The sequence below is a fragment of the Acidovorax sp. LjRoot129 genome (assembly GCF_964253765.1).
GTDB lineage: Bacteria > Pseudomonadota > Gammaproteobacteria > Burkholderiales > Burkholderiaceae_C > Acidovorax.
Window position 1 is genome coordinate 2,304,609 of the sequence record NZ_CAXUSE020000001.1, and the last position, 13,680, is coordinate 2,318,288.

Consider the following 13,680-nt stretch of genomic DNA (forward strand, 5'->3'; position numbering starts at 1 on the left):
CAAGCCAGGCGCAGCAACCGCCTAGGTCTTCCGACTTTATGAGCCCGCCACGCGCGGGCTTTTTAATGACTGCGCCTTTGCATCTGGCCAAGCTGCCACGGTACGCCGCTAGGATGGAGTCCATTCAAAAATGGGAGAGAGAGCCTGTGGGTAAATGCCTTCAGATGGCTGGTCATTGCGTCGTTTGCCATCCCCATCCTCAAGCCGCCAAGACGGCAATGCCACGATGGGCCCAGGAAGCCCAGACAGCGGAGTCAACCCCGCGCTGATCCCGTCACGAATGCCCAGTTTCGGTTGCGACGGCGCCGGATGCGAGCAAGAAGTAATCTTGATCCTTTGCTCGGCCTCTACCAATTTGAACGAAGCTGTTCGCCCTGTAGAAGGCGAGCGCATTGGTGTTTTCGGCGACACATTTGAGCTGGTAAGGGGTTGTCGACCAGCCCGGTAGCGCGTGCAATAGGGCTCGCCCAACACCTCGATTTACAGCATCGGGATGAACGTGTAGGTGGTGGACAAAGTTGTTCGGCTCCCAAATCGAAATGAAGCCTAGAAGGCGATCCCCATCAAAGGCGAGGAGTTGCATTTCGCCCATCGTCTGGAGATCGAAATCTTCTAACGCGAACTCAGATGATTCTTCCCAGAAAAACGCGGTCCGACGCGAGTGAAAGAACAGAGCGCGAAGTGATGTTAGGTTTTCGGGCAGAGCGGAACGAATGAACAAGCCCGTCTCCAAAAGAATGTTGCGATCACAAAAATCGTTCACCAACGAACACGCACTATCGGCCAAAAAGCGGATCCATAGCGCATCGGGAGGATCGTCAGAGCCGAGCAACAAGGTCCGTGATCAACCAGAGCGCCATGCCAAGCATCGCTATCGCCGTCACCGCGTCCACCATGCGCCAGCTCTTTGACGGGATCAGCCAATGGCTGGCACCTCTTGCCAGTGTCACCCACGCAGTGAACCACACGATGGACGCGAGAAAGGCACCGACGGAGAAGGTCACACCGGCCTTAGTGGGCAGCGCTGCTCCCACCGACCCAAGAATGACCACGGTGTCAAGCCATGAGGCAGGATTTCCAAGAGACATTACCAAGAGGCGGCGAACCCAGCTTGCTTTGCCGACTTTTGTCGCAGACGCAACCGAAGCGCCAGACCCTCGGGCGGCAGCGCGCGCCGCTTGGACGGCGTGACCGATAAGCAACGCAACTCCAGCGAATTGCAAAGTCACTTGGAAAGCAGGGAAGGTTTCAAGCGCTGCTGAGACACCCAGAACGCCTCCAGCAATCAGAACGAGATCGCTGCCGCTACTGATGGCGACGAGCATCACCCGAGAACGTCCTAGAAGAGCTTCGCGGAAAACGAGAACGTCTTTGGGGCCAGGACAAATGAAAAGGCCCAAGGCAAGCACAAAGCCTTGCATGGCAGCGGAGAGGTCGAGCATGTCGGAATAGCCGACAACCTCTCAAGCTGAACCGGTGGTTAATGGATGTGAGATTTTATCTGCGGCGCCGCTGATGCGGTAGGACCTGCTGCCCTTGCCCCGATCCAGCTCAAAAGTGTGCGGCAGCTTTTAGCCGGTAGTACTCATTCGTTTGCGGTCGCCCTATGACTGCAATCAGCCTCAACCTTTTGGCACAGACAGTTTGCACTCTTGACTTCCTGCAGACTACGCTCGGCCGGGCAGCGCAACATTTCAGGGTGTAGCGTTGCACCGCATGAGGAAGGAGAAGGACGGGGGCCCTGTTGCGCCGGCTCACAGCCATGCCCAAATGCGGCGTAGTAATGCGGGAGCGGGTCGGGCAGGACGGAATACGTAACGGCAAGGTTTATACATAGACTTCTCGGTGTTCTGCGATACTGTACAAATATACAGTATTCTAGGCAAGAGCTCTGAGGTACTTCTTAACCCCCCCGGAAAAGGCGTCAGAATTGGCCCGCACGCAAGCGTCCGCCGATTACCTAATGTCTTCAGCCCGCGCACCCACCGAACTCCGGGGCTTCATCCTCACACGCCACTGGCGTGATCTCCCAGACGGCACCGAGATCGAGTACTGGCTGGCTACGGAAGAGGGGCCGAAGAAGGTGCTGCTGACCCAGCAGACCTCGGTTGCCTTCCTGCCGGCCTGCCACCGGGCTGCGGCGCAGGCCCAGCTGGCGAAGCTGCAGGGCCTGGAGATAAAGGAGCTCGGTCTGAAGACGTTCCACCAGGAGCCCGTCCTCGGTGTCTATGCCCGCAGGTTCCGCGATATCGGCAAGCTGGCGCGCGCACTCCAGCCTTTGGGAATACCGCTGTACGAGGCGGATGTCCGCCCGCACGACCGCTACCTGATGGAGCGGTTCATCACGGCCAGTGTCCTGGTAGAGGGAGGCCTACGCCAAGGCTCGACCATCCTCGACGGCAGGTTGAAGCCCGCGTCCGGTTGGCGCCCTGTATTGAAGGTGGTGTCATTGGACATCGAGACGAGTGCTACGGAAGAGCTGTACTCGATCGCATTGGATGGAGCGACCGACCGGGTGGTCTTCATGCTGGGTGAGGCGCCAGCGTCAGTGTCTGCGCCTGCTGTGCCACCGATGGACTTCAGGCTTGTCTACTGCTCGACTCGCCGCGAGCTGATCGAGCAACTCAATGCCTGGTTTGAGGCCCATGATCCGGACGTCATCATCGGTTGGAGCGTGATCCAGTTTGATCTGCGGGTGCTGCAGAAGGCGGCCGATGCGAACTCCGTGCAGTTGCTGCTCGGACGCGAACGCCGTTCGATCGCGTGGCGTACGCACCCAGGCCGACAGGGCTACCTGTTCGCGCCAGTGCCCGGACGCGTGGTTGTCGATGGCATCGAAGCGCTGAGGGCGGGCATGTGGAGCTTCCCGTCTTTCAGCCTCGAAGCGGTCTCACAGGCACTGCTCGGCGAGGGCAAGGAGATCGGCGATGCCTACGACAAGATGGCCGAGATCGAGCGGCGCTACCAGGAAGACAAGCCCGCCCTGGCCAGTTACAACATCCGCGACTGCGCGCTCGTCCTGCGCATCTTCGACAAACTGGAGCTCCTGCCGTTCGTGCTCGAGCGAGCGCAGACGACGGGCCTGCAGGTGGATCACTTTGGCGGTTCCATCGCTGCGTTCAGCCACCATTACCTGCCGCGCATGCACCGCCTAGGATATGTGGCACCTAACGTCGGCGACATAGCGGCCAAGGCCTTTCCAGGCGGCTATGTGATGGACTCCACGCCGGGCTTCTACGACTCCGTCGTCGTCCTGGACTACAAGAGCCTGTACCCTTCCATCATCCGGACCTTCCTGGTGGACCCCGTGGGCCTGGCCGAGGGAACGAACGGCAACGCCCAGACCGGGTTGGTGCAGGGACCACAAGGCACGTTGTTCTCGCGTGAGAAACACTGCCTGCCGGACATCGTGACCACACTATCGATTGCCCGGGACGAGGCCAAGCGGGCGCGGAACCAGCCACTGTCGCAGGCCCTCAAGCTGCTCATGAACTCCTTTGCCGGCGTGCTGGGCGCGACCGAGTGCCGCTTCTTCGATCCGGAGCTGGTCTCTGCCGTGACCCTGCGCGGCCACGAGGTGATGAAGCTCACCCGGGCGTTCGTGGAGCAGCGCGGCTACCAGGTCATCTACGGAGACACCGACTCCATCTTCATCTGGCTCAAACGCCCCCATACCAACGCGGAGGCGCATGCCGTTGCGGCCAGCCTGGTGCAGGAGATCAACGCCTGGTGGACCCGCAGGCTGCGCGAGGAACAGCAGCTGGAGAACTTCCTCGAAATCGAGTTCGACACCCACTATGCCAAGTTCTTTATGCCCACCATCAGAGGTTCAGAGGTCGGCAGCAAGAAGCGCTACGCTGGCCTGAGCGTCAATGCGCAGGGCGAGGAAGAGATGATCTATCGCGGCCTGGAGATGGCCCGCAGCGACTGGACCCCAATGGCACGTCAGTTCCAGGAGGGCTTGCTGACGCGCATTTTCCACGGAGAGCCCCATCGAGCGTTCGTGACCGACTATGCGCGGTCGATGTTGGATGGCCAGATGGATGCGCTGCTCGTCTACCGCAAACGCCTGCGCCACCGGCTCGATGCCTACGAGGTCAACGTGCCGCCACAGGTGCGCGCAGCGCGCATCGCTGATGCGCACAACGCGAAGTTGAACCGTCCTCAGCAGCACCAGCGTGGCGGCTGGATCCAATACGTGATGACGCAGAGCGGTCCCGAGCCCCTGGAGGCCCGGCATTCCCGCATTGACTACGAACACTATCTCACCAAGCAACTCCAACCCATCGCAGATGCGATTCTGCAGCCGTTGGGCGACAGCTTTGTGGCATTGACTAGTGCGCAGAAGGTGCTTTTCTAGGAGGTGCCGGGGGAGCGACCTAGTCGATACCCAGCGCAGTGACCGGTTGACAATATCCCTGGCGGCAGCCGCAATCTCCGCCGAGGCATTCTCGACATTTTTACCTCACACGGCCATCCAATTTTTACCTTGCACGCGCTGTGCGGTCTTCTTGAGCGGACGTCAGCTTGCGCGGAGTTTCTATGCAGCGCCTGTTTGGATTGGAGGACGAGCGCAATGACTCACACCTCGAGAAACTTGCCGCCGCCGCCGCAGACAGCAGGATCGAAAACCCGACTCCACTGATTTACTGCGGACTAAGCAATGCCAGCGCCTTGCGCTTTCCCAGTTTGAGGACTTCAGCGATGCGTTCCAACTGTGCCACCCGTGGGTGCATTTGGCCCGTCTCCCATTTGTAGATAGACGCGGAGGAAGCACCCAACAGCTGGGCCATCTCCTTCCGAGTGATGCCCAGGGCTGCGCGTTTTTCTGCGAGTGCCTGTGCGTTGAACCGGATCTGCCGTGATTTCTGGGGAGGCGCGCTCTCTGTCACGGCGTTGGCTCTGGCTGTATCCGTCACTTTGACCTGCCGCTGAGTAGACTTGAGCTGAGAAGTAAGTGCCTTAACCTCTCGCTTTAATGCTGCGATCTCCGAGCGATGGCTAGTGATCGCCTTGCGCAGGCCCTGCAACTCAGGCTTGAGTTCCTTGCGCGCCATGCGGACCACTTCAGCGCGAAAGGCATTGGAAAATGTATTCATGATCTCAATGGTACGAGATGCCACCGCCAGCCGCTCAGGACATCAGAACGACATCTCCACCTTGTACGATCCGAGCACCATGACCGCCAAAGCCATCTGGACACAGGAAACCCTCGAACAAACGCTCTGGGCTCAGGAGTTCAAGAAGGAAGCGCCTGTCAGCTATTCCACAGCCATCCGCTATGCCTTGGAGGACAGGCTGGAAGTGTTCATCGACCAGACCACCGAATCTGGTGAGCCGCAGTAGGTCATCCGCGTGATGGACGATCCGTCCTTCTGGATGGACGCTGTGCCCACCGAGACTGCGGCAATCCAGCTCAGCCGAGCGATGGGTTGGAAGATCGTCCGGTAGCGGGGTGATCGCTTTGAGAGCGTTCAACGGCAGGCACCGGCCAACGTGTTGAAAACAAACCGCCACGGGTTTAGTTCGCGGCGGTTTGGCTCGTTGTGCCCAAGAACGCTGTAGTTACTTTCCAGCCTTCTCCGCCTTGCGCTTGGCAGCCTTAGGGTCGACCACCGCCTTGAACTTGGTGCCGGCCACAAACTTTGGCACCGTGCTCGCTGGGATCTTCAGCGCTGCGCCGGTCGATGGGTTCTTGCCTGTGCGTGCGGCACGCTTAGCGGACTTGAAGGTACCAAAACCCACCAGTTGAACGGCATCGCCTTTTTTCACGGCGGTCTGGATGGTGTCAATCAGGGTATCAAGAACCGCATTGGCTGCGGTCTTCGACAGATCATTTTTGGAAGCCAGGATTTCAACGAGTTCTGCGCGATTCATGAATACTCACTATTTAGAGGTTGGAAAGGCACGATTTATACCGCCGCCGCTGACACGGCCCTTGCTGCGACTCAATGCAGCAGTGCATTTTTTGGCAAAAAATCGACACCCGTTCTCTTCACTAGTTCCAGATAGCTGATCGGCCGGCTCACCGTTTCCCCCTCCCGGTTCTCCTGCCAGTGTGCCCAAGCCCGCTTGTCCGTGGCGTCGTAGACAAGCTTGTACAGATAGGTAGGCACCTTAACGCCATTGGCGCCGATCCGCGACCCGGCATCCGTGAACACCGGCCCGGTGATGACAAAAACATCTCCCTTGGCTCGGCGAGCGTAGCGCCGCGTGTCCTGCTCAATCTTGTTCCAGGCGCCCCCATTGTGCTGGGCATTCTGGGGAACCATGTTGGCCAGACTGAAGCTTTGGGCCATGGCCGTTGGAGTGGGCATGTCGCCCGCAGGAGCCATATGGCCTCGGCTGAACCCAGACCCCTTGTAATCCTCCAGCTCCGCTCTTTCCCCACTTGGCAGGCGTGCATCGGCAAAGAATCGCTTGGCCCGCCGCTCGTCAGCATCTTCGATACCTTGGCGGTTTAGCCTCTGTGCCACAAACACAGGCGTCTTGGTCGCTCCGCTGTGCAGCACGGCGAACGCCTCGTAGCACAGCTCCCGAAACTGGGGGCGCGGGGCGATCGCGGGAGGCTGCCCGTTGGCGAAGAAATGTGGACACTTCGCAAAGCTGGTGGGCTCGGGTGTGAGCAGCGCAGTACTGTCGAACTGAAGGAAGCGTGCCCAGGATGGATCGGGCAGGGCGGCACTTGAAAGCGATAAGGCCAGCACAGCGGCTAAGCGCCCACGGCCTGGCCAAGAGGACAAACTATTCACGGATCTGGTAGGGTAAAAACGGAGCCCGATTGGATCATCCTTCACGCACACCAATGAGGCAAAGTGCATAGAACGACCAGGGTTTTACTGCCGCTTTGCAGCCGAGCTTGCCCCGACATCGATTCAGAGTCACAGATCTCCAGCTACGTCGTTTGGGGCGCGACGCGTTTCAGCAGAGTTTCGCGGCAGGAAACCTCGACCGGCGTTCTGGGTGCGCACAACTGCCAAATGCATGGCCTTTACCAGGCCCTCGTCCTGTAGATGTCATTGGGCAGAGCATCGCGCCGTACAGGCGAACGCCGCGAAGGCGGTTTGCACTTCTCAGCCACCGTGGGCCTCACGCCCCAAACCGACAGCCCTGTCGGCGCAGGCTGCGCGTGGACTGGAAGGGCTTTCTCACTTCAGTGGGCGTGTCTCACAGGAGTTTGTCCGACATCTCTGAAAATTTATTGATGAGAAATTAGCTTGCGTGGGGCGGTGCCCCCATCCATTTCGGAGAAGCCATGAATACAGCAGCCCGCCCCCTCGCCATCGTCACTGGTGCGTCATCCGGCATCGGATTTAACCTCGCCCGCATTGCTGCAGAGAAGGGCTACGACCTGATCGTCGCTGCAGATCAGCCACTCGATGAGGCAGTTTTGGACTTTCAATCTCTGGGGGCGACAGTCAGATTCGTTCAAGTAGAGCTGGCGACCAAGGAAGGCGTCGATACGGTTCTCGACCTCGTGGAGGGGTGCATCGTCGATGTCTTGATAGCCAATGCCGGTCACGGGCTAGGAGGCGCATTTCTTGACCAGGATTTTGTCGACGTGCAACACGTTATCAACACGAACATTACCGGCACGATTTACCTGCTTCGGGAAGTTGGGCACATGATGCGGCTGCAGGGGAGGGGGCGCATCCTGGTGACCGGCTCTGTCGCGGGGTTTCAGCCAGGAGCGTTTCAGGCGGTCTACAACGGAACCAAGGCGTTTATCGACTCCTTCGTTGCAGCTTTGCGCAACGAGCTGAAGGATGAGCAAGGCATCTCCATCACCTGCCTGATGCCTGGTGCGACCGACACTGAGTTTTTTGCACGCGCCGACATGCTGGATACCAAGGTCGGGAGTGACAAGAGCGCTCAGATGGATCCAGCAGAGGTCGCCAAAATCGGCTTCCAGGCGATGCTTGATGGGGAGGCGGATGTGATCGCCGGCTGGAAGAACAAGGCGATGGTTGCGCTCGCCAAAGTGTTGCCCTCGCAAGTTGTCGCTGAACAGCATCGAAAGCTGGCGGAACCGGGCAGCGCAAAGAAGCAGTCAGCTTGAGATTGGCACTTCGCAGATCCCTAGCCCATACCGATCAGGCCGCACTTGGCACTAGGAACGATGGACTTGGATTCGCCAATTGCCTACACACGGCACGAATAGGGCTGGAGAAACTCGGCTTTCGAGCTGTGAGGAGACTTCATGAAAAGCCGCGCCAGATTCCTAGGCCATCCGGTCCATCAGATGCTGATCGTTTTTCCGCTTGGCCTGCTTGCAACAGCAGTCGTGTTTGATGTGGTGGGCCTCTTGTCAGATGGAGCTGCTTGGCCTTTAGTCGCCTACTGGACTATGGCCGCAGGCATATTGGGCGCTCTAGTCGCGGCGCCATTCGGATTGGTGGATTGGCTTGCTGTGCCGCAGGGTACGCGCGCTCGGCGCATCGGCGCGATCCATGGCCTGGGCAATGCGGCCGTGACGATCTTGTTTGTTGCCAGTTGGGTGCTACGTAGTGAGGGTAGTAGCCCCGATACTTTTGCCCTGGTACTCTCGTTTGCAGGCGCCGCAATTTCGCTGGTAACTGCATGGCTGGGTGGCGAACTTGTGTCCCGGCTGGGCGTTGGAGTGCATGAAGACGCGGGCGTCAACGCTACCAGCTCCCTCAACCTTAAATAGACGCCTCGGCTCCCGCATGCGCGACCTCGTGCGTTGCCTGCTGATGTATGGGGTGCTACCTCTTTGGATACTGGCAGGACTTGTCGACTGGTGGTGCCACAGGCGCACGGGTATCGAAGCGACCAGTGGCGGCCGTGAATCGGCCTTCCACTTGGTAATGTTCGCGCAGACCGGGCTCGGAGGCATAGCTGCGATGTTGCTGGAGGTCAATCTCGGGCTGCTGGCGCTACTGGTGTTTCTGTTCTTGTTGCATGAGTTCACTACTTGGCTTGAACTACGGTTTGTCATCGAGCGTCGGAAAATCAGCCCCGTTGAGCAGATGGTTCACAGCTTCATGGAGCTGCTGCCGCTAGCCGCGGTCTTGCTTCTTGCTTGTCTGTACGACGGGTCCGGGGAATGGTCACTGCGTCTGAAGGACAAGCCTCTTTCGGGGATTTACTTGGCAGTTTCATTTGTGGCCATCACGCTGTTCAACGTGATTCCGCTCGTCGAAGAGGCGTGGCGCTGCGGTCGCGCCCGGCGTGATGATGCACAAAATCGAGGAGGCAGCTGAGAGGGGATGGGCAAAGGCCAGCGATTGCTGCCAAGGGGGCTGGTAGTTCGAGGTAGCGGGATAACGGGAAGCCAGGGCTACCTACCGATCGGCGATTCAGGATCCAAACATTCCGAGCGAGCACGAGAGGACACCCGGGATGAACTCCAGACACCGAGCGCAAGCACACTTAAAGAGATGCCCAGAAGGCACACACCAGCCCATCCAGAGTGTGCGAACACGGCGGTGGAGGCAATCGCCCCGCCTCCACTTCCTAAAGCATAGAACAGCATGTAGCACCCGATGAGGCGGGCATGTGATTCCGACGGGCCTCGCAGGATCAGCGCCTGGTTGGTGACATGCAGTGCTTGGCAGCCCACATCAAGCATCAGGATTCCAGCGACGAGCCACCACAGTGACCGCTCCATAAGGCTGAGCGGTATCCATGCCAGGAGCAGCAGAAGTAAGGCGGCGGCGCTGGTGTGCTGGCTCCTGCCCTGGTCAGCCCAACGTCCTGCCCGGCCTGCGATCAGCGCTCCCAATGCGCCAAGCAAACCGAACGCCCCGATAGCTGAATGGGAGAGTGAATGCGGTGGCGCAGAGAGCGGCAAAGCGAGCGCACTCCAGAAAATGCTAAAGACGGCGAACATGAGCAGCGCCAAAATTCCACGGCCTCGTAGCACCCTGTCTGTGAACAGAAGCCCCAATGTTGATCGGACGAGCACGGCATATGGGAGACGTGCGGCAGTCGTGGGCTGGGCGGGTAGCCCGCGCCAAACGAGCATTCCAAGCGCAGCCATGAGTGCTGCTGAGCCAAGGTATACGCCGCGCCAGCCCACCAGATCTGCAAGGACGCCCGACCAAACCCTTGCTAGCAAGAGACCCACGACCACTCCGGCCTGGGCCGCGCCGACCACGCGACCACGTTCATGAGAGGCCGCCGCGCTCGCTGCGTACGCGATCATCCCCTGGGTCATGGCAGTGCCAAAAAGGCCGACGGCCAGCATTCCCGTCATGAGGGCGAGAGCGCTGTGAGCAATTGCTACGCCGCCCAGGGCGACGATAAGGGCCAGCAGCTGAATCCGCGCGAGCCATCGGCGGTCGTACTGGTCGCCCAATGGGACGAGAAGCAGCAAGGCCAGCAAGGACCCTACCTGGGTGGCTGTCACAACACCGCCGATGGCCGCAGGTGTAACCCCGAAATCCGTCGCGAGACTGTCGAGCAAGGGCTGTGCGAGGTACACGTTCGCAACGCTGACGCCGCTCGTGATGGCGAAGAGGGCAACAAGCCTGGGCGGCATGGCAGCTGGGCCGCCTGGGGGATGTGAAGACATGGGAAACTAGTTTCAGGTTAAAACTGGAATGATCATATCTATCTAGTTTTAAAATGCAACTCAAGGGGCGGCATTGCTGCCGCACGGAGGTATCGATGGCTGAACGAAAACGGATGAATACAGCGAGCTGTCCTGTGGCACGGGCGCTTGACGCCATCGGCGACCGATGGTCGCTGTTGATAGTGCGGGACGCATTCGATGGGGTGAGCCGGTTCGGTGACTTTCAGGCGAGTCTGGGGGTGGCTCGCAATATCCTTGCGAGCAGGCTCAAGGCGCTCGTGGAGGAGGGCGTACTCGAGGTCCAGCCGGCCTCGGACGGCAGTGCGTATCAGCAGTACGTGCTGACGCCGAAGGGGCAAGCGATTTTTCCCGTCGTGGTGGCGTTGAGGCAATGGGGTGAAAACAACCTCTTCCGCCGCGGTGACCGCCATTCCCGCCTTGTTGAAAAAGGGACAGGCAAGCCGGTCGCGAGCCTGAACCTCTCAAGTGCAGATGGGCGCCCCCTCACGTTCCACGATGTCGAGGTTATCGGGAAGTAGACGCGCAAAGGCAACCTGACCAGCCAAGCTGTCAGCCACGACATGGTCTCTCGCTACGGCATGCGGACTTCCTTAGGGTGTGCATTGGCTCGCCGCCGTTAGGCTGTTGCCACACTGGATGCTTGGCATTGGCCGCGGCGAAGCCAACACCAGCCCGTCCTGGCCAGGGGGCCGCTCCGGGAAGCTTGAATCCACACAGCAATCGAAAGCACCGTTGGCTACGACGCGCCGTGTGCTAGCTGCAATCGCTAGTGCGGGTTTTTGAAGATAAAGGCATCAGCTCCACGGCTCAGAAGACCGTTTACGCCCACCGGCGCATCCGGGGGCAAACGGACCGCGGTCACCTTAAAACGGAATGTCATCCTCGGAACCTGCGGCGGTGGTTGTGGCTGGGGCGTTACCCGGCGGCTTCGACGCCGTGGATTCGTCCTTCGCCTGCTGCGCATTGCTCAGTGCCTTCTCCAGGGCAGCTTCCACCGCATCAATGCGCGCCTGGCACACCTTGTACGCCGCTACCGACTCTTCCACGATGCTCAGCAGATCGTCGATGTTTGGTTCGGTTTGCTTCCGCAGTGTCTGGGCGTGTTTCTGCAGCACACCGTAGGAGGCCTTGAAAGTGTCAGTCATGGTTGTTTGTCTTTCTGGAGTCGAGCTGTCCGGGTCCCGTCTCTGAATTGAATGGTGATCTGCTCGCCGGTGTGGCACGCGCTGGTCACCGGATGGTCCGCGTGGTCACGGATAAGGGTGAAGCCGCGACTGAGCGTCTTTTCAGGGCCTTGCCCTGCGACCTCGCGCATGAGGGCCTGGGCCTCCGTGCGGGCCAACGTGAGAACTTGGCGCGACTTCAACGTGACTTCATCGAAGGACTGATTCACCGCCTGTTTGACGTAGCGCAGATCGGCTGCAGCGCGGTCAATAACCAGGGCCTTATTCGCGTCAGCTGTGGCTCTCGCTGTCTGCAACGTTTGCCTTGCATCGGCTCGAATCTCTGATAGCAGGGCAGGGACCTCAATGCGGGCCTTACTGACCTGTTGGGCCGCAAAACGGCGCACGTCACTCATTTGACTTTGAGCCTGCTCTGCAGCGTTGCGCACCGTTTTGGCTGCATCCAGTTGCAGACCGGACAACAGCTCAGTGGCCTGTTGGCGGCTGCGTGCGATTTCCTGCCGGGCGCCTGCTTCAATGGCTGTGAAATGCTCGACGGTAGACCGCCTCGTGTTGCCCATGGCTCGCGAAGTAAGCCGGGTGATGTCAGCGAACCACGCCTTGGCTTCCTGAGCGCGTTGCAATATCAAGCGTTCAATACCTGCGATCACCTTGGAGGGGGTGTCGTATCGGATGTTGGCGACCTCATCGAGAACGGTGTTGTCACGCTCGTGCCCTATGCCGGTGAGGACGGGTACTTCGAGTTCGCACACCGCCCGGACTAGGGCGTAATCGTTGAGCCATGCCATGTCATTGATAGCGCCGCCGCCTCGGATGATGGCCACGGCGTCAGGCAGTGCCTCGTCGCGTGCCATGCGCTCCAGCGCCGCGAGCAGTGCCGTGCGGATCTCTGCCGAAGCTCCGTCGCCTTGGAAGCGGCTGTGCACGTAGACAAAGCGGCAGACGCCAAACGCCTCCAGCCGTCTGGCCTCGGCCTGAAAGTCGCCCAGGCCCGCAGCGCCCTCGGGGGCAATGACAAGCACCAAGTTGTAGTCCCAAGGACTGGGCAACTGGCGATTGAGCTCAAACAGGCCCTCGCGCTGCAGGCGCTCTCGAATCTCGCGCTTGCGGGCCTCGAGGTCCCCGAGCGTGTAGTCGGGATCGATCGCGTCGAGTTCGAGGCTGAAGCCATATTGCGCCTTGAACACCGGGCGTGCGCGGACTAGCAGTTTAATGCCGGGTCCGACCTGGGCGCCCGTGGCCGCCTCAAAATGCGGAAGAATCTGGCTGGCCGTGCTCGCCCATACCACGGCAGTGGCTTTCGCGGTGATGACGCCGGAAGCGTCGCGTTCCGAGACCTCCAGGTACACATGCCCGTTGCGCACCCGGGTGTCCACCACCTCAATCATGGTCCAAACGCCCGCCTTGAATGCTTGGGATACCGCTGCAGACACACCCTGGAGCAGCTGCGACAGCGGCATCCCTCGCTGCCTAGTGACGGACCGATCAGCCAACGTGGTGACGGCCGCCAATGCCGAGGATGGCGGCTCTACCGGCACGGACCCTTCGGGCAGCCACTGAGCAAATGGGGTCAGCTCACGTCCATCGGGCACGTACCACTGTCGCCGCGCCGGGTCCCAGCGGGCGCCCAAGGACTTGACCCGGTCCTTGTCAGCGAAGGTGGAAGCGAGGTAGGTGCCGCTCATCGCGCCTCAAGTTGTAGCAGCTCCAGCCGCTATGCCGCGCCGCCAAGCAGTAATGTCTGCGAACTCACCTTGGCATCCCGAGCAGAGAAGTCGATCGGTGTATTGCATCACGCCCGCAGGGTCGCGAGCGAGGACACGCCGATACTGGTGGCCCCGCAATAACCGCAGCGGTTGGGAGGAGCGGAATCATGATTTTTCATTGTGATTGCTTATACAGAGTTTTGTCCGCGAGTGATCGGTGCGCCGGGCCGCT

Annotated in this window: 14 protein-coding genes; 6 read left to right on the forward strand and 8 right to left on the reverse strand. The window is 59.9% G+C overall.

The window, feature by feature from the left end; all coding sequences use genetic code 11:
• Positions 1 to 274: 274 nt before the first annotated feature.
• Both ACSQ3Q_RS10580 and ACSQ3Q_RS10585 read right to left on the reverse strand, forming a co-directional pair.
• Positions 275 to 721: a GNAT family N-acetyltransferase gene (locus tag ACSQ3Q_RS10580; protein ID WP_436134338.1), complete on the reverse strand. Its 447-nt coding sequence runs from the start codon at positions 719 to 721 to the stop codon at positions 275 to 277.
• Positions 722 to 818: 97 nt separating this feature from the next.
• A complete protein-coding gene (locus ACSQ3Q_RS10585; protein WP_436134339.1) occupies positions 819 to 1,442 on the reverse strand; it encodes a LysE/ArgO family amino acid transporter in 624 nt (207 codons plus the stop codon).
• 521 nt (positions 1,443 to 1,963) lie between these two features.
• Here ACSQ3Q_RS10585 and ACSQ3Q_RS10590 point away from each other — a divergent pair.
• The gene (locus tag ACSQ3Q_RS10590) at positions 1,964 to 4,360 is read left to right on the forward strand and encodes a DNA polymerase II (RefSeq protein ID WP_436134340.1); all 2,397 of its coding nucleotides are present in this window, start codon (positions 1,964 to 1,966) and stop codon (positions 4,358 to 4,360) included.
• A gap of 286 nt (positions 4,361 to 4,646) precedes the next feature.
• Here the strand turns inward: ACSQ3Q_RS10590 and ACSQ3Q_RS10595 are convergent, their stop codons facing one another.
• Positions 4,647 to 5,099, reverse strand: coding sequence for a helix-turn-helix domain-containing protein (locus ACSQ3Q_RS10595; RefSeq protein WP_436134341.1), 453 nt, complete (start codon positions 5,097 to 5,099; stop codon positions 4,647 to 4,649).
• Between ACSQ3Q_RS10595 and ACSQ3Q_RS10600 the strand changes: the two genes are divergently transcribed.
• Positions 5,098 to 5,346, forward strand: a complete 249-nt coding sequence (locus ACSQ3Q_RS10600) for a hypothetical protein (protein ID WP_436134342.1) — start codon at positions 5,098 to 5,100, stop codon at positions 5,344 to 5,346. The genes ACSQ3Q_RS10595 and ACSQ3Q_RS10600 overlap by 2 nt on opposite strands.
• Before the next feature lie 219 nt (positions 5,347 to 5,565).
• Here ACSQ3Q_RS10600 and ACSQ3Q_RS10605 read toward each other — a convergent pair whose 3' ends face one another.
• Both ACSQ3Q_RS10605 and ACSQ3Q_RS10610 read right to left on the reverse strand, forming a co-directional pair.
• Positions 5,566 to 5,877, reverse strand: a complete 312-nt coding sequence (locus ACSQ3Q_RS10605) for an HU family DNA-binding protein (protein WP_436134343.1) — start codon at positions 5,875 to 5,877, stop codon at positions 5,566 to 5,568.
• A 71-nt stretch (positions 5,878 to 5,948) separates the two neighbouring features.
• Complete coding sequence (locus ACSQ3Q_RS10610; protein ID WP_436134344.1) at positions 5,949 to 6,752, reverse strand: DNA/RNA non-specific endonuclease; 804 nt, start codon at positions 6,750 to 6,752, stop codon at positions 5,949 to 5,951.
• 503 nt (positions 6,753 to 7,255) lie between these two features.
• Here ACSQ3Q_RS10610 and ACSQ3Q_RS10615 point away from each other — a divergent pair.
• From ACSQ3Q_RS10615 to ACSQ3Q_RS10625, 3 genes are all read left to right on the forward strand, one after another.
• Positions 7,256 to 8,059, forward strand: a complete 804-nt coding sequence (locus tag ACSQ3Q_RS10615) for an SDR family NAD(P)-dependent oxidoreductase (protein WP_436134345.1) — start codon at positions 7,256 to 7,258, stop codon at positions 8,057 to 8,059.
• Between the two features lie 141 nt (positions 8,060 to 8,200).
• A complete protein-coding gene (locus tag ACSQ3Q_RS10620) occupies positions 8,201 to 8,671 on the forward strand; it encodes a DUF2231 domain-containing protein (RefSeq protein ID WP_436134346.1) in 471 nt (156 codons plus the stop codon).
• Between the two features lie 16 nt (positions 8,672 to 8,687).
• Positions 8,688 to 9,224: a diguanylate cyclase gene (locus ACSQ3Q_RS10625; protein ID WP_436134347.1), complete on the forward strand. Its 537-nt coding sequence runs from the start codon at positions 8,688 to 8,690 to the stop codon at positions 9,222 to 9,224.
• A 77-nt stretch (positions 9,225 to 9,301) separates the two neighbouring features.
• On the opposite strand, the gene ACSQ3Q_RS10630 is transcribed toward ACSQ3Q_RS10625, so the two are convergent.
• On the reverse strand, positions 9,302 to 10,537 hold the full coding sequence (locus ACSQ3Q_RS10630; protein ID WP_436134348.1) for an MFS transporter: 1,236 nt from the start codon (positions 10,535 to 10,537) through the stop codon (positions 9,302 to 9,304).
• Positions 10,538 to 10,632: 95 nt separating this feature from the next.
• Here ACSQ3Q_RS10630 and ACSQ3Q_RS10635 point away from each other — a divergent pair, with 95 nt between their 5' ends.
• Positions 10,633 to 11,076, forward strand: coding sequence for a winged helix-turn-helix transcriptional regulator (locus ACSQ3Q_RS10635; RefSeq protein WP_436134349.1), 444 nt, complete (start codon positions 10,633 to 10,635; stop codon positions 11,074 to 11,076).
• 345 nt (positions 11,077 to 11,421) lie between these two features.
• Here ACSQ3Q_RS10635 and xseB read toward each other — a convergent pair whose 3' ends face one another.
• Both xseB and xseA read right to left on the reverse strand, forming a co-directional pair.
• A complete protein-coding gene (gene xseB / locus ACSQ3Q_RS10640; RefSeq protein WP_436134350.1) occupies positions 11,422 to 11,703 on the reverse strand; it encodes an exodeoxyribonuclease VII small subunit in 282 nt (93 codons plus the stop codon).
• Positions 11,700 to 13,427, reverse strand: coding sequence for an exodeoxyribonuclease VII large subunit (xseA, locus tag ACSQ3Q_RS10645; RefSeq protein ID WP_436134351.1), 1,728 nt, complete (start codon positions 13,425 to 13,427; stop codon positions 11,700 to 11,702). The genes xseB and xseA overlap by 4 nt, the downstream gene beginning before the upstream one ends.
• Positions 13,428 to 13,680 lie beyond the last annotated feature (253 nt).